The following is a 25,263-nucleotide window of genomic DNA, read 5'->3' as shown; positions in this document are numbered from 1 at the left end:
GAATGAGAGGTAGCTTGCACATGAAAGAACTCATCGTCATTTCATTAGGAGAAAATACATTACATAGTGTCGTCGAACAGGTAAAACGGTACCTTGGGAACAACGTGGTCGTGAAAGGGTATGCGATCGAACGAGGCATCCATCAAAACTTTGAAAACAGCGTTGTGCTCGTTACAGGTGAAACCGTTTTGAATCTTGCTGCTGACTATATAAAAGGGGCGAAGAAAATCATCGTCGCGAGAAGAGCTCTTAGCTATGATTTTATCGAACCAGTATTTTCGCTAAAAGAAAAGACGGATGTTCTTCTTGTGAACGATACGAAAGAAAGCTGTCTCGAAGCGATGGATCAGTTGAAGAGCCACGGTTTTCAATCTCTTTTGCTCCATCCTTACTATCCAGGAATTGATGGCTATCCAACGTGCCAGGTCGCGATCACACCAGGGGAGAGCCAGCTCGTTCCGAAAGAAATACGTGACGTGATCGATATCGGAAATCGCCAGGTGGACATCACGACCATCACAGAGATCATGTTCGAGCTCGATCACCTTCACGAAGCAGGAACGCTCGCATCGTCTGAGTTTGTGAGTGACATCATTGGCTTAACGAAATATTTATCTACGTTGAATCAGAAGTACGATCAATCGAACCTCCTCTTAACGACGATTTTTGATAAGTTTGGAAAGGCATTGCTGTTCTGTGATGATGACGGAAACATCATGTATTCGAACGAAAAGATGAACTGGATGCTGAATGGTACGCCTGCAAAACAGCCTACGATCAGCGATTTTCTTGGAGAAGAATTTCAGTTTAAGACGGATGGCGAGCATGAGGACGAGGTGGTCGAACTTAACGGGAACACATATATCGTCTCCGTCGATCGGGTTGAGAATGAAGAAGGCGTCATCTGTTATTTACTTGAGATCGAAAACTACGACACGTTAAAGGAACTCGACACGGTCATTCGCTCAAAAATCAAAAACAAGAAGTTTGTTGCGCGCTACGATTTCCATCATCTATATTCGCGTAACGAGAAGATGATGGAGATGACGGCGTTAGCGAAGCGAATGGCGAAACGTCATGCGGCAATCTTGATTCAGGGTGAAAGCGGTACTGGAAAAGAGCTGCTTGCTCAGGCGATCCACAATGAATCGCTCCGGTCACACCAGCCCTTTGTTCCGGTGAACTTCGCTGCGCTATCGCCAACCATTTTAGAAAGTGAGCTGTTCGGTTACGAAGAAGGCGCATTTACTGGCGCTGTGAAAGGCGGAAAGCGAGGGTTGTTTGAGGAGGCGCACAACGGCACGATCTTCATGGATGAGATCGGTGATGCGCCGCTTGATCTACAGGTGAAGCTGTTGCGTGTTCTCCAAGAAGGAAGCGTGAGACGCGTCGGTGGAACGGAACAAGTGCCGATCGACGTGCGCATCATCGCCGCGACGAATCTTGATCTTGAAGAAAAAGTTCAAGAAGGCTCGTTCAGACAGGATCTCTACTACAGACTTAACGTGTTGCCGTTGAACACCCTTCCCCTGCGTGAAAGGCGAGAAGATATTCTCCCGTTGATGCATCATTACCTCAATACGTTTACGGAAGAAGAAGTCTACCACGCCAATGAATATATCGAAAAAGATGCAGTAGATTTCTTAATTCAACACCCATGGCCAGGGAACGTGAGAGAGCTGATCAACGTCGTTGAATACATCGTGAGCATGAAGCTCACAAATGAACGAATAGCGCTCCGTGATCTTCCGCGCTATTTCTTGAAGGAAGCCGATGTATCGCCACGACCGGTCAGTGTATTGAGTGAGAAGGAAGAGGTTCTTCTCATGATTCATAAAAAATATGGTATCGGTCGAAGAAAAATCGTATCGGAGCTTAAGAACAAAGGAATCGTGATAGGAGAAGGGAAAGTAAAACGTGTGCTCAGTGAGCTGCGTGAGAAAGGGTTTATAGAAGTGAACAAAGGAGTTAGGGGATGTATGATTACGGATGATGGTGTTAATGAAGTACGGGCGTTGTTAAGGTAGGAGTCGCCTACCTCACAACGTATATTCTAACTGAAGGTCCAGTGGTTCACGGTTGTAAATGGCTTCGTTCATTTCTTCTGCGAGCACACACCCCATACTGAAATAGAAACGCTGCGTTTCGATCGACGGGTGCGCGCCTATGTACAATTTCTCAGCACCTAACTGCATTGCGACGTTGGTCACGACGTTGAAAAGCTTTCGACCAATGCCATTCCCGCGATGTTCTGAAGAGACGTGAATGTAGGATAGCTCCCGGTAGGAGTAACGTTCTCCGAATACTTCCGGTTCGATGACGGCAAATCCGACAACAGTCGTATCCATATTCGCAATGATCACTGCGCCACCGCCTTCAGTCACATCTCGAAAGTGCTGGACGATTTCTCGCTTACGCGTTAAAGACCATTCGTCTTTAAAGTGATCTTCTTTTTCGACGAGACTTCCATTCTTGTTAACGAGCACGCGCGTTGTTTCTTGATTTCTTTTAAACGTGTCTAGCATAGAAGGGTATAGATCAGACGGGGTGATTTGCTTGATCGTGAGCATCCTTTCACTCCTCTACAGAAAATAAGGATGAGGTCCCAAGTGGCCTCATCCTTTGTTTTGGGACATTTTTGTTTTTTGATAATGCTTCTTAGCCTTCGTTCGGTTTCCGCAAACCTCCATGGAGCACCATTTTCGCTTTCCTTTTTGATTCACGAAAAAAGCGAGGCATTCGTCATTTTCGCACGCCTTAACTTTTGTTAAAGTCCCGCTTTCCTGAAGCTCCAGCATTGAAAGCGCGATGATCGCGAGAAGTCCGTTCGTACCACCTTGTGAAGGGAGTGGAGTTAGGCTTCCGTCTTCTATGATAAAAGAAAGCGGTGCTGTTTCCGTCATCGTGCTCAGCACGCCGATCACGTTTTCATCTTCCTCAGCAAAGTACGCGCGACACTGATCACGAAAGTTTCTAAGATCGTTCATATGGAGAGGACCTTCATTGATCCGTTCTACCTGTCTAGTTGTTAGTAATCCCTTTTCCCTCATCAACTCGATCCATTCCAATCCATCCGCTTCCGTTGCTAACAGATCTGTCGGACTACTTTCATGCATCTTCATCGTGTTCATCAAGTTGATGAAGAGGTGATCAGAGAAATGTGGAAAATTCGTTTGTTGATTCATTATGAGACACACCTTTTGCGTTATCTTTGACAACGATTATAACATAATGTATTATTCTAACCACTAAATAAATTTTTAGTAGTTAGATTCAAAAAGAGGAGAGATAACATGGCAGTACAACAAGTAACAGACCATAACTTTGAAGCAGAAACAAAAGAAGGACTCGTTTTAGCAGATCTAGGTGCACCTTGGTGTGGCCCTTGTAAAATGATCGCACCCGTTCTCGATGAACTTGATGAAGAAGAAAAAGACCTAAAAGTCGTAAAGCTCGACGTCGATTCAAACCCTGAAACAGCACGCAAGTACGACGTGATGAGCATCCCAACGCTGCTATTCTTTAAAGACGGAGAGCTTGTGGATAACGCAGTCGGCTTCCGTACGAAAGAAGAACTTGCATCAATCGCGAAGAAACACGGTTAATGTAAGAAGAAAGTAGCGCCTCTTGTGGAAGGGGCGCTACTTTTTTGTGTGTATGCTAGTTTCTACATTCTTCCGGCAATATTCGAACCTATTGCCAACAAAATGATAGCAGCCATCATAAATTGAAAGAAAAACAGCACAGAAATTGTATCGTGGCCAAGGTAATCAAGTATGATCCCATTGATTGTAAAGATACCGATCGCGACCGTTAAGAAGATGGTTATGAATTTGCTTACCCTCGCATCTACTCGTTCATCACGACTAGGATGCTTCGGCTGTTCCACTTTAGATTTGTAGTTTGATATCCCTACTCCAATAAGAGAACCAACTATTCCCGCCAATATAGGAAAGAAGTAGTCTAAGCTTCTTGTAAAGTAAGCGATACTAAACAGAAGGACAAATCCAACTACGGTAAAGGGAACAGCCTTACTCTTTTTCTTCTCCACTTGCTTACTCTCATCAAAATGAAATAATTCTTCAACCGATGTATTGAGATATGTACTGATTTTTAAAGCTAGTTCCAAGCTAGGGTGATACTTATTTTCTTCGAGCGCGATGATGGTTCTCTTCGTCACTTGTATTTCTTCTGCCAAATCTAGTTGTGAAACGTTGTGCTGTCTTCTTACTTCCTTAATACGATTTTCAACGAGCAATGCTACGGGCACCTCCAGAAAAATAGGTTGATAGATTAATCATAAAGTTATTAGCCAGAAAATGTAAGATGTGATTTTTCGGGAACTAGATCGGTGTTTCTGCAACGAGTGTGCTGACTCTTCCTGAATAGGTATATGATAAGGTTGATGTAACGTTATATAGTAAACCATCCGCTGTGAAAGGAAGCGTTAATGATGAATCATTCTAAAGAAGACGTCATCCTAGCTCCATACCATCCAACGTACGGGGAACAAACGATTTCAATGTGGAGGCAAAGTAAGGAACGAGCGTTAGGTCAGAAAGAAATGCATACGTTTGAAAACCATCTCCATTTCCTTAATCATGTTCTTTATAAGCAGTATGTGATCGAAATTGCGCTGCTGGATGATAAGGTTGTTGGAATGATTGCGTACAATCAAAATGAAATCAATCAGCTGTATATTCATGTAGATTATCAAGGGTTCGGGATTGGAAGTGCGCTTCTACATAAAGCGAAAGCACAGTCTAGGAAACTTACACTCTATACATTTGAAGTGAATACGAACGCACAGCGTTTTTATGAAAAGCACGGGTTTAGGATCATCGGTCGAGGACATGAGAACGAGGAGAATCTTCCGGATCTTTTGTATGAGTGGGTGGATGAAAAGCGAGAGTAATTGAAAAGAAGAGCCTGGAGCGGCAGTCGCCACGTCCAAGCTCTTTTTTTAATTCGCGATCGTTTCTTGCTTTACATCTACCTGTGCAATTCGCTGTTTCTTCGATTTCCTAAAGTACAACAACTCATAAAACACAGGAACGATCACAAGCGTCAGTACTGTCGCAACGGCAAGACCGCCGATGACAACCACTGCGAGCGACTGCGAAACGAGGTTTCCGTCTCCTGCGTGACCGAAGAGGAGCGGGATCATCGCACAGATCGTTGCGATCGCAGTCATGATAACCGGGCGCAGACGCGTTCCGCATGCTTCGATGATGGCGTCGCGGATGATCATCGTTTCTTCGTTTTGCTTCACGCGGTCGATCAAGACGATCGCATTCGTGACGACGATTCCGATCAGCATCAGCGCTCCGATCAAGGCGGTTGCGTCCGCTGGAACGCCTGAGATGAGAAGTCCGAGAACGGCTCCGATCGATGCGAGCGGAAGGGTAACAAGGATTGCAAGCGGTGCACGAAGCGTTTTAAACGTTAGCACCATCACAAGGTATACGATTAAAATGGACGCAAGCATCGTGAGTCCAAGATCCTGGAAGTCGCTCGCCTGCTGCTGGGAAGCGCCTCCGGTATCGATGCTCATGCCTTCTGGTAAGTCGAGGTCGTTGATGATTTGCTGAATATCTTTTGAAACAACAGAAAGTTCTTCAGGCGTCACTTCTGCAGTAACCCTCGCATACAGGTCACCATCTTTATGAAGAACCGTACTTGGCTTTTCCTCTTGGGTGATCGATGCGACGTCAGAAAGTGGTACGACCCCAGCGTTCGTTGTGATCGATAGCTCTTCTAGATCGCCTAGTGTATCCGGAGTAACGCCAGCGTTTAGAAAGACTGGTGTCGTTTGCTCATCGAGAGTGACCGTACCGATCGCCTGCGGGTTCAGCAGGCTTCTGATCTGCATCGCTGCTTGCTGGGTGTTCGCTTTTTCAGTATCGATCTCGACCGTGTACACAGGTGTCGTTTTATCCTGGTTGCTCGATACTTTCTGAACACCGTCAACGCCTTCAATCTTTTCCATGAGTGTTTCAGATGTGTTCAATATGTCTTTCGTGTCGTTTCCAACTACGTCATACGTGATGGAGGAGTTGGAAGATCCGCCGAACATGGAGGTAGGATAAGCTTCGATCTCGACGTTCTTTTCATCTTTTTTCGCTTCGTTCACGTTTTCGATGAAGGCTTCCGCATCAGCACCTTCTTCCATGATGAAGGTGTACATGACCGTATCAGGGTCGCTTACTTCGCCGTATTGAGCGGCTTCAGTACTCGAGCCATACTGGGTGATGAAATGCTCATAGCCTTCAATGTCCGTGAGTTCTTTTTCAAACGACAACATGCGTTCTTTGATTTCATCCTCCGGCGTGTCGCTCGGGAAGACCATGTCGACGACAACGATAGAAGCGTCGCTCGCACCAGTTGCCGCTTTTGGCATGCTTACGTAAAGGCCGATCGAACCGAACAGGACGACGACCGCGACAAGAATCGGTACGAACTTATGGTTCAGTGACCACTTCAATACGCGCAAGTAGCCTTCTGGTCTCCTGTGTGGTGGAAGGGTCGTGTTCTTCAGCATCGCGCGGCTTAAGACCGGTACCACGGTTAGCGCAACAAGAAGCGATGCGAGCAGCGAGTACGATACCGTTAGTGCGAACGGAAGGAGGAAGGCTTTTAGCGATCCGTTCACAAGTCCCATCGGAAGGAACACAGCAACGGTGATCAGTGTTGAAGACGTAATTGCCCTAGATACTTCTTTCGTTGCGTCGATAACGGTTGCTTTTGATAATCGTTCGTTCTGACTTTTTCTAAAGATGTTCTCGACGACAACGATGCTGTCATCCACGAGTCGCCCGACGGCTACCGCAATCCCACCTAGCGTTAGGATGTTAAGCGTGACGCCTGACAGCCAGAGAAGGAGTAGCGTGATGCCGAGTGAGAGCGGGATCGAGATCGCTGTCACGATCGTTGGCTTTAGTTTTCGTAAAAAGAGCAGGATCACGAGCGTCGCAAATAGGGCACCGAGTCCAACTTCACGCACCATGCTGTTGACGGAGCTCTTTACCATGTCACCCGTTGTAAAAAGTGTCTGTGCTTCAACGTTCCCATACGTGCTGTTGATCTCTTCAACGGTATCGACGACCTGATTCCCAGCCGTCACCGCACTCGCGTCGGTTTCTTTAAAAAGAATAACGGCGAGCGCTTCCTTTCCGTTTACCCTTGTGACCATGCTGTCTGATTTTACTTTTTCAACAGACGCAACGTCCGAAAGCTTAACGGAAGGTGCATCAGGGATCTGAAGCGGTAGCTTAATGTTCCCGATTCCTTCTAACGAATCAAGGTCATCCGTTACGTTGATCGTGCTTTTCTGACCATCGATGTTACTCGTTCCTGCCGATGCTGAGATGCTTTGTCCTTGGAGGACACCCATCACCGCATTCACCGGGATACCGAGTTCTGTCATCTTATCGTTATCAAGGTTAATCTGAACGCGAGACGTGTTTTCGCCCATCACGCTCGCTTGAGAAATCACATCGGTATTCTCGAACATCGGTCGGATCTCGTCTTTTACAAGCTCCGTGTTTTCTTTCGTCAATCCATCTTCAAACGTGACCGACACCTGACCGACTGGAATCATTGAAGTGTTCAGCTGAGAGACTTGAGGTGCTGAAACACCTTCAGGAAGCGAGATTGACGCGATCGCATCGCTCACATTGTTCTTTGCGTCTTTCATCACCGTACTCGAGTCAAAGTTGATGACAATTTGTGAGTACCCTTCACCCGTGGTAGATAGGACACTCGTTTTTCCTTCGATCGATGCGACGGCTTGCTCGATCGGTTCCGTCACGGATGACGTCATCGACCCAGCGTCGTACCCCTGCCCAAACGTGACGACGGTTACTTGCGGGTTGTCTGCTTCAGGCAAAAACTCCATCGGCAGCATGAAGTAGCTGACGGTTCCGACAAGCATCGTAATGACGATGAACAACCCCATCGCAGCTTTGTTTCGAAACGCCCAATTCGTAATCGCTTGCATCGTATTTTCCCCCCTGTTTTCAATTTTCTCCCCCAAGATGTCTTCACTTAAAATGGACTTCAAACGTTTTCCATTTCCCTAAGCCCAAAGACTTAGAACGCTGTTATGTACACGTACGATTGTACGATAGAAAGGTTTCAACTATTCCACTAAAACCGATTCGTTTACAAACTCTTCACGCTTTCTAGTACTTCTGCTTCATTGTTAATGTTTTCCTTGGTAGGTAAAATAAAGATAGGAATGAATGTTCATTCCGCATGATTTCGAAATGAAAGGGGGATGACTGTGACGACCCTAAACAAACGAGATACGATCGTCAGCAGCGCGCTCGAACTCTTCGCTGAGCGTGGCTTTGACGCGACGACGGTTCCGATGATCGCGACTTCTGCCAATGTTGGAGCCGGAACGATCTACAGATATTTTGAAAACAAAGAGGTGCTCGTGAACACCCTTTTTCAAGAATACGTTGGAACGTTTATGAAGACGATCGAAGAGGGCTTTCCATACCATGAGTCCATTCGTGACCAGTTTCATCATCTTTTTAAAAATATGATTCTATTTACGAATCAACATGAGCATGCGCTTTATTTTATTCGAAAACATAGTGCCGGCCATTTTCTTAATGAACAGAGCCGGGAAGACTTCACACAGCTTTTGGAGTTATTCAGTACGTTTTTTGATGAAGGAAAAGAGAAGAACGAGATTCGGAACTTGCCTTCAAAAGCGCTGATCGCCATTTTGTATGGCGCATTCCTTGAGCTTCAAAACCTTATTCGAGCAGGCGAGCTTGAACCATCTCCTGAACTTTTATCTGGAGTAGAAGAAAGCCTTTGGGATTCCGTTCGCCGTCATAATTGAAGAGCAGTTGCTCTTCATAATATGGAATGAATGAACGTTCATTCCGCACAACTTATAGATGAGGTGATTCATTCATGTTAGCTAAGAAATCGATTCCACAACCGAAGACATACGGCCCGTTAGGAAGCCTTCCTCTTATTGATAAAGAGAAACCGATTCAATCGTTTATGAAACTCGCAAAAGAGTTTGGACCAATCTATCAATTTCAGTTTCCATCTCGTACGAGTACGTTCGTTTCAAGCGCAGCGCTTGTAGAAGAAATCAGCGATCAAACGCGCTTTGATAAAAAAGTAGGTCCAGTTCTTCAAAAAGTTCGCGCCTTCGGTGGCGATGGCTTGTTTACAAGTGAAACCGAAGAGCCGAACTGGCAGAAGGCGCATAATATCCTTCTGCCTAGCTTCAGCCAGCAGGCGATGAAAAACTATCATACGAAGATGGTCGACCTCGCGACGCAGCTCGTTCAAAAGTGGGCACGGTTAAACCCTGACGAGGAAGTTGACGTGGCAGAAGACATGACGCGCTTAACGCTCGATACGATTGGGCTATGCGGCTTTAATTTTCGCTTCAACAGCTTCTACCGTGAAAACAATCATGAATTCATCGACGCGATGGTCCGTGCGATGGATGAAGCGATGTCGCAATCACAGCGCCTCGGCGTTCAAGATAAACTCATGGTGAAGTCGAAGAAGCAGTTTCGAGATGACATTCAGTATATGTTTTCACTCGTTGATGATCTCATCGCAGATCGAAAGGAGAACGGCGATGGAAACGAAGGCGATCTTCTTTCACTCATGCTGAAAGGAGTAGACCCTGAAACGGGTGAAGCGCTCGATGACGAAAACATCCGCTTCCAAATCATCACGTTCCTGATCGCTGGGCATGAAACGACGAGCGGGCTGCTGTCGTTCGCGCTTTATTATTTGATGAACAACCCTGATAAGCTCAGAAAAGCGCAGGAAGAAGTGGACCGTGTTGCAGGGGACGCGATTCCTGATTACAAACAGGTGAAGCAGCTAAAGTATGTGCGCATGATTCTAAATGAGACGCTTCGCTTATGGCCGACTGCACCAGCATTTTCGCTTTATGCGAAAGAAGATACGACGCTTGGTGGAGAGTATGATGTGGAGAAGGGAGACGTCTTTACGCTGCTTCTTCCCGAACTTCACCGCGACCGGTCGATCTGGGGAGAGGATGTAGAATCCTTCGTTCCAGAGCGGTTTGAAGATCCATCCGCCATCCCGCAGCATGCATACAAACCGTTCGGAAACGGGCAGCGTGCCTGCATCGGACAACAGTTTTCCTTACATGAAGCAACGCTAGTACTCGGAATGGTCGTTCAGCATTTCGACCTGATCGATCACGCGGACTATGAGCTTGAGGTAAAAGAAACGCTCACGTTAAAACCGGACGGCTTTAAGATGAAGGTAAAGCCGAGAAAAGAATCGCTCTCCTTTGCGGTGCAAGCGACAGAGCCCGAAAAAGAAAAGAGAGAGGCGTCAACGCTGCCTGAAAACGCACACAGCACGCCACTTCTCGTTTTATATGGTTCGAACTTAGGAAGTGCTGAAGGAATTGCACGTGACCTCGCTGAAAGCGGCAGGAAGCTTGGCTTTCATTCTGAAGTGGCACCGTTGAATGACTATGTGAACGAACTTCCAACAGAAGGCGCGGTCCTCATCGTGTCGGCATCGTACAATGGAAATCCACCTGATAATGCAGATGAGTTCGTTACATGGCTCGATGAAGCTGAACAAGGTGCGTTCGCTGGTGTTCAATATGCGGTGTTCGGATGCGGGGATCGGAACTGGGCGAACACGTATCAGCGTATTCCTTCACTCATCGATGAAGAGCTCCCACAAAAAGGAGCGAAACGCATCACAGAAGCAGGATTCGGTGATGCGAGCGATGACTTTGAAGGTGACTTTGAGAAATGGGAAGCAACATTGTGGGAACCACTTGCAGATGCGATGAACATCGAACTTCACGAAAACAATGAAGAGAACAGCGCGATCTCGATGAGCTTCGTGAGCGGTGTGAGTGATACGCCGGTAGCAAGGACGCATCATGCGTTCACGGCGATCATCAATCGAAACGTAGAGCTCCAGCATAACGATAGTGGTCGCAGCACGCGTCATATCGAACTCATGCTTCCTGATGGGGTATCTTACAGGGAAGGCGATCATGTCGGGATCCTTCCTCAAAACCGAGACGAGATGGTGAACCGCGTTCTTGATCGTTTCTCTTTAAACGGTGAAGACCACGTGCTGTTGACTGGAGATCTCGGAAAAGCAGCGCACCTTCCAACCGATAAACCGGTGAAGTTGCAGGAATTGCTATCGTCTTACGTCGAGCTTCAAGATCCTGCGACACGCTCGCAAATTCGTGCGCTCGCAAAACACACGGTTTGTCCGCCACACGTTGTGGAACTCGAGCAATTGCTTGAAGATGAAACTTATAAAAAAGAAGTGCTCGAAAAGCGTGTGACGATGCTTGAACTCGTGGAGCACTACATGGCGTGTGAAATGCCGTTCGAGCGGTTCATCGCACTGCTGCCGCCTCTAAAAGCACGCTACTATTCGATTTCAAGTTCACCGAAGCACCGCGAACGAGAAGCGAGCATCACCGTGAGCGTCGTACGTGACAACGCTTGGAACGGAAATGGTGAGTACAAAGGAGTGGCGTCTACCTACCTTGCAACGCGAGAGTTTGGCGATAAAGTCGCGTGTTTTATCAACACACCGCAATCGAACTTCCAGCTCCCAGAGAAACCAAAAACTCCGATCGTCCTTATTGGACCAGGAACAGGTGTCGCTCCGTTCAGAGGCTTCGTGCAAGCACGACGAGAGATGAAGAGAGAGGGTGCTACGCTCGGCGAAGCTCATCTTTACTTCGGCTGCCGCAATCCTGAACACGACTTTTTGTATCAAGACGAATTGAAACAGGCTGAAAATGAAGGAATTATCACCCTTCATACGGCATTTTCACGTTGCCCAGATCAGCCAAAAACATATGTGCAGCATCGTTTAACTGAAAACGCCCCTGATATTTTACCACTATTAAAAGAAGGCGGACGCTTGTACATCTGTGGTGACGGAAGCAAGATGGCGCCAGAAGTAGAACAAGCGCTCACCATGAGCTTCGCTTCACTCTACGGGACGACCGAAGAAGAAGCGATTCAGTGGTTAGAAGATCTAGAGCGTGAAGGCCGATATGCGAAGGACGTATGGGCTGGTGCATGAGGAAAGACGGCGTGAACGCGCCGTCTTTTTCTATAAAAGAAGATTGATTTGAGATTTCCAGTAATTTCTGGAATAATGGCGATCGTGTAAAAAAAGACAAATGATTGGAAGTGGAAGATATGGGGACTTTGTTTATCATTTTAGTGATTGTTGGGATTTTTGTTATATACGGTGCGTTACTAAAGATCAATACCACCATCAAGGAACAGACAGAAGAGATTAAAAGGGTTGGATTAGAAGCTAAGCAGAATAAAGAACACCAATGAAGAGAAGAACTGTTCTGAAGATGATTTTCCAAGTTACGCTCTTAGGAAAGCTCTCGGATAAAATCGCAAGTTCGGAGTGAGCGAGAGTATAGAGCGAATTATCCGGTATTGATCGTGAAATAGAAGTGGGGGAGGCAGCCTCCACGTAAATTGGACTGCGTGAACGAACGCGTTCTTGAGCACAAAACCTAAAATCTCGTATAAAATGGAGCATCAAACCCCATTGGAATTGGTGCTCCTATTTCTGGTGTGCTAAATGAGAGACCATCTAAACTACCAGACAATGAAGGAAACTAAATGAGTATGGTGAAATATAGGAAGTAATCCATTAGTTAAAGAGCAGGTTAATCTGAAAACACAATGTGGTATTACTACAAAAAGAGTTAGACGATTACGTATTACAAATTGGAGGTGTACGATGCAAAAGGCCATCACTGTGAAATATCAATCCGATAAAAACAATAACGTAGATGAGTTAAATCAACTTCTTCAAGAGGGATGGAAGGTTGTTTCTCAGAGTCCAGTTGGATTGGTACCATCGATTTCTTCACTTGTTATTCTGGAGAAAAATTAGGAAACAAATCGGCATTCGTTGAATAAAGAAAACCATTAGCGCTTTTTCAGACGGCGTTTTTTTGTAAGAAAAAGCAAAATCGAAAGCACTTATTCAGATAAAACAGATGAAATTTATCGGAATTGAGTGTATGATGAAATTAGACGTAATAAAAGGAGTGGTACTATGCCATCAGTAGAAAGCTTTGAGCTTGATCATAACGCAGTTGTTGCCCCGTATGTGAGGCATTGTGGCGTTCATAAAATAGGAACAGACGGACTTGTAAACAAATTTGATATTCGCTTCTGCCAGCCGAATAAACAGGCGATGAAGCCAGACGTAATCCACACACTTGAGCATCTGCTTGCCTTCAATATTCGCACGCATGCAGAAAAGTATGATCACTTTGAGATCATCGACATTTCGCCAATGGGCTGCCAGACAGGCTACTATCTGGTAGTAAGCGGTGAGGCGAAAGTTGAAGAAATCATCGATCTTATAGAAGACACACTGAAAGATGCCATCGAAATCACTGACATTCCTGCAGCGAACGAAAAGCAGTGTGGCCAGGCTAAACTTCATGACTTAGAAGGTGCTAAGCGCCTTATGCGTTTCTGGCTTAATCAGGATAAAAAAGAATTGGCAAAGGTATTCGGATAAGAAAACAAAGCAGTGTCCTGCGATGCGGGGCGCTGTTTTTTTGTCTGCCATCCGTTTAGCTAGACAAGGTATTAAGGCACAGACTATCTGAAGCTGTTTTAAAGGTACTCGGGTGAAAGGGAGCGTTAATTAAACACGTCCATATAAAAAAACGGTTAGTGGCTACTGCCGCTAACCGTTTTTGTTTGGTGGTTTTCTAGTTCTTTGAATTGCTGATTAGATAGCCATTCACATGAACAATTGTGGTTGTGTACATCAAGCAGTACTCGAACGGTCCTTTTTCTTCATTAGTTCACTTCAACCGTTTGATTCGATTTTACTTCTTTTTTCTTTTCTTTAGACATCAACCAACCACCAACACCGATGGAGAGAAGAACTGTCCAGAAGATGATTTTCCACGTTGCGCTCTTAGGAAAGCTCTCGGATAAAATCGCAAGTTCAGGGTGAGCGAGTGTGTAGACTGCTAACTTCACACCAACCCACGCAACGACAAGGTATGCAGCCGTTTCAAGTCCAGGTCTTTTATCAAGAATGCCAACAAAGTAACCAGCAGCGAATCTCATGATCACAAGGCCGATGATACCACCAGTAAGGATGATCGCGAAGTGACCTCCATCTAACCCACCGATTTCAGGAAGACTTGTAGGAGATAGCGTAACAGCTAGAGCTACTGCTGCTAGGATTGCATCGATCGCAAAAGCGATGTCAGCAAGCTCAACTTTAATAACCGTTACCCAGAAGCCAGAACCCTTTGATTTCTTTACAGCTTTTTCAAGTTTAGGTTTTAAAACGTGCTTCTTCAAAAGGTGATACGCAGCAATACCAAATAGGTAAAGTGCTCCGATCGCTTGCACTTGCCAGATGTGAACAAGGTAGGAAATGATGAAGAGTGAACCGAATCGAAAAACAAAAGCACCAGCGAGTCCGTAGAATAAAGCTTTTTTACGCTTGTTTTCAGGAAGGTGCTTTACCATTGTAGCAATCACAAGCGCGTTATCCGCTGCTAGGATCCCTTCCAAACCAATCAGGATAAGCAATACCCATCCGTACTCCATTACTAGCGCTAAATCCATTTAACATTCTCCCTTAATCGAATTTTGACCAAATAAAAAACCTTCACCAACAAATGTGGTAAAGGTTTGGATATACAACGTATGTCCCTTTACCAAAATTGGCAAAGGTCTCGCAAACAACATTTCTGTTGCCAGTTAAGCCGGTGATGTATCATCACGTAATGTCGACATAACTGTAAGCTACTCCCCTTTGGAGTGTTATAAGCTCGTAGTGAGCACAGTTTTTACTCGGTAACTGTAAGATAATAATATGCGGTTTTGATGGAATAGTCAATCAGTTTTTTTCGACATTTTATGAGCTCATTCGGGTGGTGACAGGCACCGTGATCAGGTACAAATCAGTTACCCTTCAAAACCACTTGATACGGCCGCATCATCTCATAATCTTCATGCTCTAATATATGACAGTGCCAAACGAACAAACCGGCATACGGGGTGAACTTCATGATGATCCGCGTAATTTCTTTTGGGTTCGCTCTTACTGTATCCTTCCACCCTCGCTCGTTTAAATCAGGTTTCACCCTAGGCCCAGTCGTTTCGATTCTTCCTTCTTTCTCATACACGTCCCCATCAAACGGCTGCCGATCGAGAATTTGAAACTTCACGAGATGAAGGTGGATCGGATGCGTCGCTTTCGATACATTCACGAGACTCCAGATCTCCGTAGCACCTAACCCTGGTTTTTCCGTTATTGGATCTATCCAAAGGTCATCGTTTAAAAGATGGATCGATCGTCCGTACTGATCTGGTCTCATGCCGAGCGTAAGGTTTCTTTCATTGTTAGCCTGCTTTTCGCTCATCACATGATAATTTGATAAAACGTAAGGAACGCTGCTTTGGTCCTTTGAAGCGAGCTCTTTCTTAACACGAAACTGCATCACAACACCAGTCGTTTTCGGATTTGGCTTTTTTCCTTGAGGAAAAGGAGAGGCAGCATCATTCTTCATCACAATTTCTTCACCAGCGGAAGAACTAAAATCAATCACCACATCCGCACGCTCAGCTGGCGCAAGCAGTAAGTAGGGCACTGTCACAGGGTGTTCCAACAATCCTTGATCTGTTCCAACCTGAACAAAAGGAAGATCGTTCGAAAGCGATAAGCCATAAAACCTTGCATTCGCCCCGTTCAATATTCGAAAGCGATATTTCCGAGGTTCCACTTCAAGATAAGGCCAAACCTTCCCATTAACAAGATTCGTTTTACCAAAAAAGTCAGGAATAACAGATGGATCAACGCCTTCCACTGGAGGAGTAGGTTCTGAAGGGTAATACAAAGACCCATCATTGTGAAAAGACCGATCTTGTATAACGAGCGGGATATCATACTCTCCTCGTGGTAACGGGAGAGACAGTTCCACCTCATCATGCACGATATACATCCCGGCAAGCCCCGCATATATGTTCAACCTTGTGATACCCATCGCGTGGTCATGGTACCAGAGGTTCGTCGCAGCCTGACCGTTCGGATACTCATATACCACATTTGTGAAATAGGGACCAACCTGTTGAAACCCTGGCGTAAACCACGCTTCCGGATACCCGTCGCTCGTATCAGGTGTCACCCCGCCATGTAAGTGGACAACCGTACGAACTTCAGGAGCACCATGGTCCGCTCCGTGAACCGTCTTATCGATCGGAAGAAAGTGCTTCTCCGGGAGTTCGCTTTTCCAAAGAACACGTACAGGGTGATCCCGGAACACATGAAACGTAGGACCTGGAAACAGACCGTTATACCCCCAGACTCGCGTCGGTGGTAAATCACGATGAAGCTTCAGCATGCTTTCTTTCATCGTCACTTCATAAAAGGAAATCTGATCTTTAAATGATTGAGGTTGAATCACTGGCATGATGGGGAGGCGATCCACAAACTGTTCGAGCATGTGTGCCACTCCTTCCAAAACACGGTTTTATAAAAGCATATGTGTTGGAAGTGATATTTTGCGTCTTGAAGAAGAGAAGGGGGAGAAAGAGAAAAGGATTAGGATGCGCTAATCCCAACCCATATAAAGTAAAGCGTGATGACGACGTTGAAGATTGTAAAAAGGAGTGCAATACTTGCTAGTCCTTTTTTCTCATCACTCGATCGAAAAACGATAAAAGCGAACAGAATAGAAAGCGCACAACCAACAAAGATAAAGATGAGAACATTGAGGGCAAGGGCTTCACCTGAGTTATTTGCGATTGGATCGATCAGGAACATCGCGAGTGTTGTTAACAGGCTTATGATTAAGAAGAGATATGATTTCCAGGTCGTCATCTTTGATCGATACATGTTGTACATGAGTGGGCTCCTTTCCAAGTTGACCGGTGTAAGTGACATCGTAAGGAATACGTTTTAAACGATAGTTTATGTAAGTAAAGTAAAATGAATACGCTTTAATTCTTATATCTATTTGATCGTAACATAATTATATGAAAAGAGACGAACCAATGACTTACCTATTGTTGGGGGACAACGGACCTGCCCCTGCGTCTAACCCTGCTTGCATAGTCCTAAAGGATATAACAGATAGTACATATAGATGCTATATATACATAGTGAGGACTGTTTAAGATAGAAGGGTGATTTACCATGAGCATGTCAGAACTATTACTTCGATTAGCGGTTACATTTGTTGTGCTATTTGCTCTCGCGAGAATAGCCGGCAGGAAAGAAATCAGTCAGATGACGTTCTTCAATTGGGTATCATCTGTAGCAATTGGATCTCTAGCTGCGGATATCGTAGTCAATAAGGAACTCAGTTTATTACAAGGGGTAATTGTGCTTGTGGCATGGCTTGCAATCCCAATACTGATTGGGTTTATCGATATTAAATTTAAAGCCGCACGTAAGGTGACGACGGGGGAGCCAATCATTGTCATTAGAGAAGGCAAGATTATGGAACATTCTCTTCGCAAAACCCGTTTGGATATTGATACGCTACGAACGCTCTTAAGAGAGAAAGATGTCTTCCAATTATCAGAGGTTGATCTTGCGATATTTGAAACGAATGGGAAGCTGTCTGTTTTGAAAACTGATCCTCATCAGTTCGTAACGAGAACCGATATGAATGTTTCTATTAGACCAAAGCAGTTTCCAATCGCAACGGAGGTCATCTCAGATGGTGTCGTTAACTTTAAGAACTTATTGTTGTTGAATCTGAATGAGAAATGGTTGACTGAACAAATGGAGCGAGCAGGGGTTACTTCACCTTCCGAAGTTTTCTATGCAGAGGTGCAGCAAGATGGGACACTTCATGTGGATATGAAGGATGGTTATATTGTTCGTTAGAGGCGAGGGGATAGTAGGAACGCTTATTTGATCATATGTAGGACGGTGAACCTGTCCCTTTGTTCCATAGAATTAGAAAACCTGTATCATTGGTTGCATAATCAACGATACAGGTTTTGCATTTTTAATGCTCTTAGCTTTTTTTATTTAGTTAAATAGTGACCCTCCGTCTTCTGAAAACTAGTAAGCTACCTCCGAGAGCAATTAATGCTAATCCGCTCAATGCAAGAGTAGGGTATGGGGTGGCTGTATCAGGTAATTCTCCGCCTTCTTCCGTTGGTTCCAGGGGTACTGCCGAATCGATTACATCTTGTGGAATGGTAATTGTACCAACTTGGTTGTAATTAGTAAGTGACATTTCCATTGATTGCTTCATATTTATAGTTTTATCTTCGATCGTCATTTCCATATCTAAATCCATCATAATTTGTTGTACATAATATGTTTCTTTATCAATGGTCACTTTATAATTTACGTTGTTAATCGTAATCTGTTCCATAAGACCTTCCATTGGGGGTGACTCTTCATTCCCTGACATATTCTGTGTAAGCATCTTCATGGACGATTCTAATAGTGTTTCTCCATCTCCCTCATACGTTAACACGTATGCGTCATCTGTATCTTCAACCTTCATTTCTTTAGCAAGTTCTTTTGCTTGAGCCATTTGTCCTTTGGCGGTCGACATGCCTTGAAGTTTCTCTAAATCCTGAGTGAGTTCATCAGGCATTTTTACCCAACCTTTTTCAGGATCTTCTTGATAAAAACCTTCCTCTGTCCAGTAAGACTCTAATGTGATCTCTCCTTGTTGAGCGGAAGATGTTGTCATCGTTTGGTGCATTGCAAAAGGTTCTAAGGTGATGTCTGCTTTTGATTGGCTTGAGGTCATCATTGATTCTCCCTCGATAGGGCTAGACTGTTCTGTCTTCATTTCGGTAGAGTAACTTTTCACTTCTGTCATCGCATCACTAGACTTTACTAAGATGTCTGAGGCGCTCATTTCATTCGCAGACGTGTGAAAAGGGGCTCCTACAAAAACGATTGCTGCTACTGATAAAGGGACTAACTTCTTTAACATCCAAACACTCCTATTCGTTTATTTGGCAAAAGAAAGACAAAGAAATAGTGTGGCAGTAAGAGTATGTATTGTGCTACCTGGTGATGCACATTAATCTCTAGCTCCTTCGACCTATTCCTTATTTTCCCAAGTAGTTAGAAATAAAACATTTATTTACATTTTTATAGGCACAAGGGGACGGGTTGCTTGTCCCACTTAAAAGTCTAAAAGTGATGGAATTTATGGGTGAGTGTTACTAGCCTGCTAGCAACGTTAATTCTATTTGCAAATGAAACGTATGATTCAGTCCATTGCATATAGCATACTAGATAATTGTTGGGACGGTGCCCCTGCCCCTGTGTCCTCCAGGTGTTGATAAACGCTATTGTCTATACCAAATTACATTTACTGCATATATTAATAGATATACAAGCTTAGGAAGGAGGAAAGTCATGGATCCTTTAAATCCTTCATGTATTTGTAATTTGTTTAAAAGAATTCAGTCAGGTAAAGTAGTTAGTGTAATATTTAAAGGCTCTTTATTACCTATAGCAGTAGAATTCCTTGAAATTAAAGAACATACAAATTGCGTAAAATGTTTAAGGGACGGGCAGGTTTTTATCTTTGATTGCAATACGGTTTTGGGAGTGAGCAATAATCCTGCTATAACGTGTGGATTTCGTGCTTATGTCGGAAATCGATTAGATGATACTATATCCGTAATAGATACGGCGACAAACATGGTAATTGAAAATATAGCTACCGGAAACTCTCCAACTGGAGTAGCACTAACCCCAAACGGAAAGAGAGCTTATGTTTGTCTTGAAGATGACAATAATGTTTCTGAAATAGATACAGTAGCGAACATGGTAACTAATACTGTTTCCGTTGGAGTTTCTCCACTCGGAATAGCCATTACGCCTGAGGGAAACAAAGTTTATGTCACGAATGCTAATGGAAACACAGTTTCGATTATTAGTACTTTAACAAATACGGTTGTTGATACAATTTCTGTCGGAAACACCCTACGTGAAATAGCTTTATCTCCTATTGGAAACAAAGCCTATCTTGTCAGTAGAGGTGATGATACAGTATATGTAATTGACACAATAAGCAATATGGTAATTGATACGGTTATAGTTGGAGATGATCCATTTGGAATATCAATAAACTCGAGTGGAACCCGGGCTTACGTAACCAATCAACGAGATAACACTGTCTCAGTTATTAATACAATAACTAATATGATAACCAACACTATTAACGTTGGTGATAATCCGCTAGGAATAGCAATAACGCCAGATGGAAGTAAAGCTTATGTAATCAATGTGGGAGATGACACAGTTTCCGTGGTAAATCTTGCTACAAATTTAGTAGTAGATACTATCCCTGTTGGGAACGCCCCTCTTGGAATAGCAATAACGCCAGATGGAAGCCGAGCTTATGTTACCAATGCAATTGATAATACAGTATCTGTCATAAACACGATCACAAATTTAATGATTGATACTATTCCTGTTGGTAGAAATCCATTCGGAATAGCTATTGGTACTGTCTGTGAATGATGTAATAACATACCTATCTATTCAAATGAGACTAAAAAGAATTGAAAGGTTCAATTTGTAATGGTTAATACAGCCGGTTAAAAATAATTAGAGGGCGTAGGTCTTCCTTCGCCTTCTTTGTTATACACTATTTTATTCCTCGTCGTCTTACACAGCTTCATAATCCATTGTTCTAATTTCTTCAATAGAAGGTTTTTTCCCAAAATGTTTTTCAGCCAACGTGTTGAGAAGTTTGAAAAGATCCCCATTATCCATTTTATCAATTGCCTTAATGATGTGTTCAGCGGTCATTTTATCTTACATGGTAGGTACCCCCTAGTGAAACAAGGGGACAGGTTGCTTGTCCCGCTCAATAGTCTAAAAGTGATGGGATTTATTTGTGAGTGTTACTAACCTGCTAGCAACGTTAATTCTATTTGCAGAAGAAGCGTATGATTCGATCCATTGCATATAGCATACTAGATAATTTTTGGGACGATGTACCTGTCCCTGTGTCTTATCGACAGCAATCCTAACTGGATATTTATGTTAATATAGTTGTAACATCTTTTGGAAATCGATCCGAAGAAAGAAAGGATGTGGTCTTGATGAAAATAAACATCACTTACATCATCAATTCGATTATTAGTGGCGTGCTGGCAGTCCTGATCTCTACCTTTTTTGCTGGTGGGGCGATTGCCGAGAACTATACGGATAAAACGTGGGTTGCACCCGAGTTTTTTATGATTCTCCTTATCTGGGTCCTGGGATTTCTAGTCGGTTTGCTCATTTATCGTGGAAAAGCTCGTGGGATGTATTTGTTTTTGTCTATCTTAATCACCTGGGCATCAATTCCACTCGGAGTACAGTTGGGCGCTCGTTTAGCTACAGCATCGTAGATTTGTAGTTTATTAGATTGAAAATTATCATGTTTAGAGGTAAATGATGAGCAATCATAAACAGACTTCTAGATTCAAATTATGGCGAATGAAATATGGATTTTTTGTAATTGCGCTATGTTGTTTAGCTAGCACAATCAGTGTTTGGGGCGTAAATTGGATACTTGCCTGTGTACTCCAAAAAAATACACATATAAAGACAATTATTGTAAAATAAAATCAACAAATTTATACAGAATGGGAACGTGATCTCATGAATCAAGATGTCTTAACAATCCCGGCGAGTGGAACGATTAACATCTTACGTGAGCACAGTATCCATGCCTATCCCCACGCTCGCCCCTACCGCGACACTCCTTATGTAGCCTTTAGAGAAAAAGGCGGTTATATGAATGAATTGTACAATGTGTATGGTCAAGTAGTTCTTCACCCAACGAATGATAACCTTGAAGAAAAGCTAAGTCATTTAGATCACAACTCAAGAAAAAGGATTCTATCATACATTAATGCTCGTAAAGCGGGATTTGGGTTTGAAAAGCCAGATAAGCACTACATGTTCTGGTTATTAGAGCGAGAAGAAGTCCTGCAGCACAAACCAAGATTAATACAAAATACACCTTCTCACCAATATTTTGACTACCACTACCTCAAAAACAATGCTGAAATACGCTCAACGAAAGGCACCCATTCAAAAAATGGCGTATTCGAGTTCCACGACTTTCGAGACAACCTGATCATCGATAAATACCATCCAACACTTCAAGCCATGAGAAGCATGAAAACTAAACATCTCAGTAGCGAAAATAGTGAAGACGCCATCACATGGAATGTGTTCAAATCTCTTCAACAAATTTATCCCGAGCACTGGTTTCCTCAATTGATTTCAAAAGGAATAAAACGTATACCAGAAGACGGCACAACAAAGCAAACCTTTCATCAGGTTCCAGAAAAGCTTGAAATGAAACTCTGGCAATCTATTAAACCACCAGCTGCACTACATAAAACCGAGGGAGCAACTGAAGTTGATATCGTGATTGAGAGTGACGCATTTGTGTGGGTGATTGAAGCGAAATACAAATCAGATATATCGACCGGAACGACTCACAATAGAGAACGGAATCAGGTACTGCGCAACATCAATGTGGGATCGAACTATGCAGGAAAAAAGGACTTTTACTTTTCGTTGTTAGTATTTGGTGAGAAGCAGTCCCCTAAAGGTGTGAGGACAGTTAACCAATACTACGAAGAGATTGTTCAGGATAGGGAACAATTCTTAGAGCATTTTCAATATCGTAATAGGAGTCTCCAAAAACTCAAAGGACTCGGAGTGCTTTATTGGAAGGACATAACTGAAATCTTTAAGCATTGTACAGATAATGTGAGTGATGAGTTTGAGAGTTATGTTGCTGGACGGGCTTATGATTGGTTGGTGGGGAAGGGACTCGACAACTAGGGTGATTGGTTCCTAATGATGTTAGACTACCAAAGTGTGAGTGGGAGTGAGTGTATGTATGGAATATAAAACCGTAAAAGATATATCCCTCTGATGAAAGATGATTATCACCGAAGGTTGGCCGAAAAGATCTACTATCAAATAGAAGAGAACTATGAAGTTATAGAAGTGGTGTCCCTTAGGTCATGTATTTCAATTGCTAAGAAAGGCTTTATAAAATTTGTTACCATTACACCGAGTAATTCTAACGCCTTACTGCTTCACTTTCCCCACCAAGTGAGAGATAACCTTTTGAGGAGAAGAGAGGAGTTAGGTGTACAGTTTGATGAGCCAGAGCGGGCACAGTATATCAATCAAATCAATATCCCATTTGCAAATATTCATGAAGTGAACCAGTTAAAAGAATTAATTAAAATAGCTTACGAAAATCCGAGGATGAAGAGGCATAGAAAGTAATAGACGAGGTGAAAGAAGTGGAGCGGTGATAGCTGGTTCACTTCAAAAAGTTTAGCCAAATCCTTCCTTTAACCTTTATAGGGTAACTACTTGAAAACAAGTGTAATTGCATTATAAGAATTGTGGAATATACTATGATATAAAAAACAAGGAGCGAAATGGAGTGACACACTTAAGTAAGACTAAATAAAACACCTAGGCTGCCATAGTCCTGAATTCAACAGGAGTATGGCAGTTTAGTTTTGTGAAAGGTCGACTATAATTATAGTAATACATGTACGTGTCCACTTTTTCTCGTACTGTATGGCTATCTATTTTTCCTCGGCTATGAGGGCTGAATTCTTCCGACTTTAACGAGGAGTGGAAGGATTCAATGACGGCATTATCAAAGCAGTTTCCCCGGCGGGACATGCTTGTGATAATGCCTCTTTTTTTGGCTTCTTCCTAATAGTCGTATGACGTATATTGCGCACCTTGATCACTGTGAAGGATCAATTCATAGACGTCTCGCCCTCTACAAGCTTCTCTCAATGTCTCTAATACAATTTCTTTATCTTGTTTATCACTAATGGTATAAGCAACGATCTCGTTATTATAGAGGTCCATAATCGTTGATAAATATAACATTTTCTCCCCATATGGAAGGTAGGTAATATCTGTCACCCACTTTTCATTAGGCTTAGAAGCGTGAAAGTCACGCTCTAAATAATTCGGTACGATCACCTTACTTTCCCCAGCTATATAATTCTGCCTCTTTGGTTTTACGCGACATTGAACCTGGTATTTCTGCCTGATTTTTTGAACCCCGTGTTTCGGTTTACCAAAGTGTGATCTTCCTTACGTAAAAGGTCTCGGACCATCCGGTGACCCACTCTAAATTTTAGATCCTTACACATGGTTATGATCTTTTTTTCTAAGTCAGATGGTCCCCATGACTTTCCCCGCCAACGGTAATAAGTGGCTTTCGCAACACCAAAACAGTCACAGATCATCTTGACTGTATATTTGTGCTTTAGCCCTTCGACGGTTTGGATGAATACTTCCTGGTACTTTCCCAATAGTTCTTCTCGCATCTCATAGTAAGCAATTTTCTTCTTCAAATTCATAATCTCGCTCTCATCTTCTGGTCCTTTACCGTAAGCATACTGTTTACCTAAGGGTTGAGCGAACCGATGGCTTTCCCCGTTTCGAAACCATTTGACCCACGTTTTAATTTGAGAAACATTCTTGATCCGAGTGTTTGCCCTCTAACTTTAGTTGAACAACTTTCTTTTTTACCTCTTCAGGATAATGGACTCTTTTTTTACCCATAAGAAAAACACCTCCAAGTGTAAGTAGTATTTACAACTTTGAAGGTGTTTTATTAAGTCTCAGATTATTAGGTCACTCTAAAATGCTCCCTATCTTATAATGATTTTTATGTAAGTTATTAAACTTCAGTAACTTTTTCAATCCTATTTTCTGCTGTGCCTACGATTCCATATTTTTCATTAAATATTTTTTTAGCTTCTTCCTCACTGTTAGCCTCAATTTCTTTGTAACTGTTACTAGTAACTCCATAGTTTTGCCCAGGTTCCGAGTCAGTCTCAATTGAAGAATATTCAATTTTGTATTTTGTCATTTTACATTCACCTCACTTTTAGAATATTATACCATTTATTTTGCGGATTTTCATAGTTTCATAATTGAATATAAATGAAGAGGGACAGGTTCATCGTCCCATCCAAAGATTCAAAAGCGATGAAAAGTTACTAACCTTGCTCTTTGGTTTATTAGATCATTGTTGGGACGGTGTACCTGGTCCAGTGGTCCTCTAGTACTTACTATTAATTTTATTTTCAAATATAATAGTATCTATCTTAAAAGTTCTGATAAAGTCTAATACTTATCGATATCACACTATCTGTTAATGTAGTACATATAAGTTTATTAAATGAA

Annotated in this window: 21 protein-coding genes and 2 pseudogenes; 13 read left to right on the top strand and 10 right to left on the bottom strand. The window is 43.2% G+C overall.

Going from position 1 to position 25,263, the window contains the following annotated elements:
* Positions 1–20 precede the first annotated feature (20 nt).
* Positions 21–2,027, top strand: coding sequence for a sigma 54-interacting transcriptional regulator (locus tag ACXADT_RS19135; protein ID WP_474832390.1), 2,007 nt, complete (start codon positions 21–23; stop codon positions 2,025–2,027).
* 12 nt (positions 2,028–2,039) lie between these two features.
* Here the strand turns inward: ACXADT_RS19135 and ACXADT_RS19130 are convergent, their stop codons facing one another.
* Both ACXADT_RS19130 and ACXADT_RS19125 read right to left on the bottom strand, forming a co-directional pair.
* Entirely contained in the window at positions 2,040–2,570 is a 531-nt protein-coding gene (locus tag ACXADT_RS19130) for a GNAT family N-acetyltransferase (RefSeq protein WP_474832389.1), read from the bottom strand.
* Positions 2,571–2,615: 45 nt separating this feature from the next.
* Entirely contained in the window at positions 2,616–3,185 is a 570-nt protein-coding gene (locus ACXADT_RS19125; RefSeq protein WP_474832388.1) for a CGNR zinc finger domain-containing protein, read from the bottom strand.
* Between the two features lie 102 nt (positions 3,186–3,287).
* Here ACXADT_RS19125 and trxA point away from each other — a divergent pair.
* A pseudogene (gene trxA / locus ACXADT_RS19120) lies at positions 3,288–3,605 on the top strand (thioredoxin); the annotation flags it as partial.
* Between the two features lie 62 nt (positions 3,606–3,667).
* On the opposite strand, the gene ACXADT_RS19115 reads toward trxA, so the two are convergent.
* Positions 3,668–4,258: a helix-turn-helix transcriptional regulator gene (locus ACXADT_RS19115; RefSeq protein WP_474832387.1), complete on the bottom strand. Its 591-nt coding sequence runs from the start codon at positions 4,256–4,258 to the stop codon at positions 3,668–3,670.
* 195 nt (positions 4,259–4,453) lie between these two features.
* Here ACXADT_RS19115 and ACXADT_RS19110 point away from each other — a divergent pair, with 195 nt between their 5' ends.
* Complete coding sequence (locus ACXADT_RS19110; protein WP_474832386.1) at positions 4,454–4,915, top strand: N-acetyltransferase family protein; 462 nt, start codon at positions 4,454–4,456, stop codon at positions 4,913–4,915.
* Positions 4,916–4,963: 48 nt separating this feature from the next.
* Here ACXADT_RS19110 and ACXADT_RS19105 read toward each other — a convergent pair whose 3' ends face one another.
* On the bottom strand, positions 4,964–7,999 hold the full coding sequence (locus ACXADT_RS19105) for an efflux RND transporter permease subunit (RefSeq protein WP_474832385.1): 3,036 nt from the start codon (positions 7,997–7,999) through the stop codon (positions 4,964–4,966).
* Between the two features lie 279 nt (positions 8,000–8,278).
* Between ACXADT_RS19105 and ACXADT_RS19100 the strand changes: the two genes are divergently transcribed.
* The 5 genes from ACXADT_RS19100 to ACXADT_RS19080 all read left to right on the top strand — a co-directional run bounded on the left by ACXADT_RS19100 (position 8,279) and on the right by ACXADT_RS19080 (position 13,575).
* Positions 8,279–8,857 (top strand): TetR/AcrR family transcriptional regulator, encoded by a 579-nt coding sequence (locus ACXADT_RS19100; protein ID WP_474832384.1) that lies wholly within the window; start codon positions 8,279–8,281, stop codon positions 8,855–8,857.
* Positions 8,858–8,931: 74 nt separating this feature from the next.
* Positions 8,932–12,096 (top strand): bifunctional cytochrome P450/NADPH--P450 reductase, encoded by a 3,165-nt coding sequence (locus ACXADT_RS19095; RefSeq protein ID WP_474832383.1) that lies wholly within the window; start codon positions 8,932–8,934, stop codon positions 12,094–12,096.
* 104 nt (positions 12,097–12,200) lie between these two features.
* On the top strand, positions 12,201–12,362 hold the full coding sequence (locus ACXADT_RS19090; protein ID WP_474832382.1) for a hypothetical protein: 162 nt from the start codon (positions 12,201–12,203) through the stop codon (positions 12,360–12,362).
* A gap of 418 nt (positions 12,363–12,780) precedes the next feature.
* Positions 12,781–12,936 (top strand): hypothetical protein, encoded by a 156-nt coding sequence (locus ACXADT_RS19085; protein WP_270181104.1) that lies wholly within the window; start codon positions 12,781–12,783, stop codon positions 12,934–12,936.
* A 165-nt stretch (positions 12,937–13,101) separates the two neighbouring features.
* The gene (locus tag ACXADT_RS19080) at positions 13,102–13,575 is read left to right on the top strand and encodes an S-ribosylhomocysteine lyase (protein WP_270181105.1); all 474 of its coding nucleotides are present in this window, start codon (positions 13,102–13,104) and stop codon (positions 13,573–13,575) included.
* Between the two features lie 287 nt (positions 13,576–13,862).
* On the opposite strand, the gene ACXADT_RS19075 is transcribed toward ACXADT_RS19080, so the two are convergent.
* The 3 genes from ACXADT_RS19075 to ACXADT_RS19065 all read right to left on the bottom strand — a co-directional run bounded on the left by ACXADT_RS19075 (position 13,863) and on the right by ACXADT_RS19065 (position 16,929).
* Complete coding sequence (locus ACXADT_RS19075) at positions 13,863–14,648, bottom strand: TerC family protein (RefSeq protein ID WP_474832381.1); 786 nt, start codon at positions 14,646–14,648, stop codon at positions 13,863–13,865.
* A 338-nt stretch (positions 14,649–14,986) separates the two neighbouring features.
* Positions 14,987–16,528 carry a multicopper oxidase family protein gene (locus ACXADT_RS19070; protein ID WP_474832380.1) on the bottom strand — a complete coding sequence of 514 codons (1,542 nt, stop codon included), beginning with the start codon at positions 16,526–16,528 and terminating at the stop codon, positions 14,987–14,989.
* A gap of 98 nt (positions 16,529–16,626) precedes the next feature.
* Complete coding sequence (locus tag ACXADT_RS19065; RefSeq protein ID WP_474832379.1) at positions 16,627–16,929, bottom strand: hypothetical protein; 303 nt, start codon at positions 16,927–16,929, stop codon at positions 16,627–16,629.
* A gap of 291 nt (positions 16,930–17,220) precedes the next feature.
* On the opposite strand from ACXADT_RS19065, the gene ACXADT_RS19060 reads away from it, so the two are divergent.
* Positions 17,221–17,919, top strand: coding sequence for a DUF421 domain-containing protein (locus tag ACXADT_RS19060; RefSeq protein ID WP_474832378.1), 699 nt, complete (start codon positions 17,221–17,223; stop codon positions 17,917–17,919).
* Between the two features lie 151 nt (positions 17,920–18,070).
* Here ACXADT_RS19060 and ACXADT_RS19055 read toward each other — a convergent pair whose 3' ends face one another.
* Positions 18,071–18,994, bottom strand: a complete 924-nt coding sequence (locus ACXADT_RS19055; protein WP_474832377.1) for a DUF6612 family protein — start codon at positions 18,992–18,994, stop codon at positions 18,071–18,073.
* Positions 18,995–19,425: 431 nt separating this feature from the next.
* Between ACXADT_RS19055 and ACXADT_RS19050 the strand changes: the two genes are divergently transcribed.
* From ACXADT_RS19050 to ACXADT_RS19035, 4 genes are all read left to right on the top strand, one after another.
* Positions 19,426–20,538 (top strand): YVTN family beta-propeller repeat protein, encoded by a 1,113-nt coding sequence (locus ACXADT_RS19050; RefSeq protein WP_474832376.1) that lies wholly within the window; start codon positions 19,426–19,428, stop codon positions 20,536–20,538.
* A 587-nt stretch (positions 20,539–21,125) separates the two neighbouring features.
* Positions 21,126–21,416, top strand: coding sequence for a hypothetical protein (locus ACXADT_RS19045; protein WP_474832375.1), 291 nt, complete (start codon positions 21,126–21,128; stop codon positions 21,414–21,416).
* A gap of 253 nt (positions 21,417–21,669) precedes the next feature.
* Entirely contained in the window at positions 21,670–22,869 is a 1,200-nt protein-coding gene (locus tag ACXADT_RS19040; protein ID WP_474832374.1) for a hypothetical protein, read from the top strand.
* A gap of 93 nt (positions 22,870–22,962) precedes the next feature.
* Positions 22,963–23,325, top strand: coding sequence for a hypothetical protein (locus ACXADT_RS19035; RefSeq protein WP_474832373.1), 363 nt, complete (start codon positions 22,963–22,965; stop codon positions 23,323–23,325).
* Between the two features lie 195 nt (positions 23,326–23,520).
* Here the strand turns inward: ACXADT_RS19035 and ACXADT_RS19030 are convergent.
* Positions 23,521–24,636: pseudogene (locus ACXADT_RS19030) on the bottom strand (IS3 family transposase).
* A gap of 118 nt (positions 24,637–24,754) precedes the next feature.
* Positions 24,755–24,946, bottom strand: a complete 192-nt coding sequence (locus tag ACXADT_RS19025; protein WP_474832372.1) for a hypothetical protein — start codon at positions 24,944–24,946, stop codon at positions 24,755–24,757.
* Positions 24,947–25,263 lie beyond the last annotated feature (317 nt).

Source organism: Anaerobacillus sp. ABR4_321 (assembly GCF_056158505.1).
Note: the sequence above shows the minus strand (reverse complement) of the source record. Positions and strands in the feature narration are given on the sequence as shown.

Excerpts from the sequence above, each read along its gene's own strand:
- ACXADT_RS19135 (WP_474832390.1), top strand. The coding sequence starts at position 21 with ATGAAAGAACTCATCGTCATTTCATTAGGAGAAAATACATTACATAGT.
- ACXADT_RS19130 (WP_474832389.1), bottom strand. The coding sequence starts at position 2,570 with ATGCTCACGATCAAGCAAATCACCCCGTCTGATCTATACCCTTCTATG.
- ACXADT_RS19125 (WP_474832388.1), bottom strand. The coding sequence starts at position 3,185 with ATGAATCAACAAACGAATTTTCCACATTTCTCTGATCACCTCTTCATC.
- ACXADT_RS19110 (WP_474832386.1), top strand. The coding sequence starts at position 4,454 with ATGAATCATTCTAAAGAAGACGTCATCCTAGCTCCATACCATCCAACG.
- ACXADT_RS19105 (WP_474832385.1), bottom strand. The coding sequence starts at position 7,999 with ATGCAAGCGATTACGAATTGGGCGTTTCGAAACAAAGCTGCGATGGGG.
- ACXADT_RS19100 (WP_474832384.1), top strand. The coding sequence starts at position 8,279 with ATGACTGTGACGACCCTAAACAAACGAGATACGATCGTCAGCAGCGCG.
- ACXADT_RS19095 (WP_474832383.1), top strand. The coding sequence starts at position 8,932 with ATGTTAGCTAAGAAATCGATTCCACAACCGAAGACATACGGCCCGTTA.
- ACXADT_RS19085 (WP_270181104.1), top strand. The coding sequence starts at position 12,781 with ATGCAAAAGGCCATCACTGTGAAATATCAATCCGATAAAAACAATAAC.
- ACXADT_RS19080 (WP_270181105.1), top strand. The coding sequence starts at position 13,102 with ATGCCATCAGTAGAAAGCTTTGAGCTTGATCATAACGCAGTTGTTGCC.
- ACXADT_RS19075 (WP_474832381.1), bottom strand. The coding sequence starts at position 14,648 with ATGGATTTAGCGCTAGTAATGGAGTACGGATGGGTATTGCTTATCCTG.
- ACXADT_RS19070 (WP_474832380.1), bottom strand. The coding sequence starts at position 16,528 with ATGCTCGAACAGTTTGTGGATCGCCTCCCCATCATGCCAGTGATTCAA.
- ACXADT_RS19065 (WP_474832379.1), bottom strand. The coding sequence starts at position 16,929 with ATGTACAACATGTATCGATCAAAGATGACGACCTGGAAATCATATCTC.
- ACXADT_RS19060 (WP_474832378.1), top strand. The coding sequence starts at position 17,221 with ATGAGCATGTCAGAACTATTACTTCGATTAGCGGTTACATTTGTTGTG.
- ACXADT_RS19055 (WP_474832377.1), bottom strand. The coding sequence starts at position 18,994 with ATGTTAAAGAAGTTAGTCCCTTTATCAGTAGCAGCAATCGTTTTTGTA.
- ACXADT_RS19050 (WP_474832376.1), top strand. The coding sequence starts at position 19,426 with ATGGATCCTTTAAATCCTTCATGTATTTGTAATTTGTTTAAAAGAATT.
- ACXADT_RS19045 (WP_474832375.1), top strand. The coding sequence starts at position 21,126 with ATGAAAATAAACATCACTTACATCATCAATTCGATTATTAGTGGCGTG.
- ACXADT_RS19040 (WP_474832374.1), top strand. The coding sequence starts at position 21,670 with ATGAATCAAGATGTCTTAACAATCCCGGCGAGTGGAACGATTAACATC.
- ACXADT_RS19035 (WP_474832373.1), top strand. The coding sequence starts at position 22,963 with ATGAAAGATGATTATCACCGAAGGTTGGCCGAAAAGATCTACTATCAA.
- ACXADT_RS19025 (WP_474832372.1), bottom strand. The coding sequence starts at position 24,946 with ATGACAAAATACAAAATTGAATATTCTTCAATTGAGACTGACTCGGAA.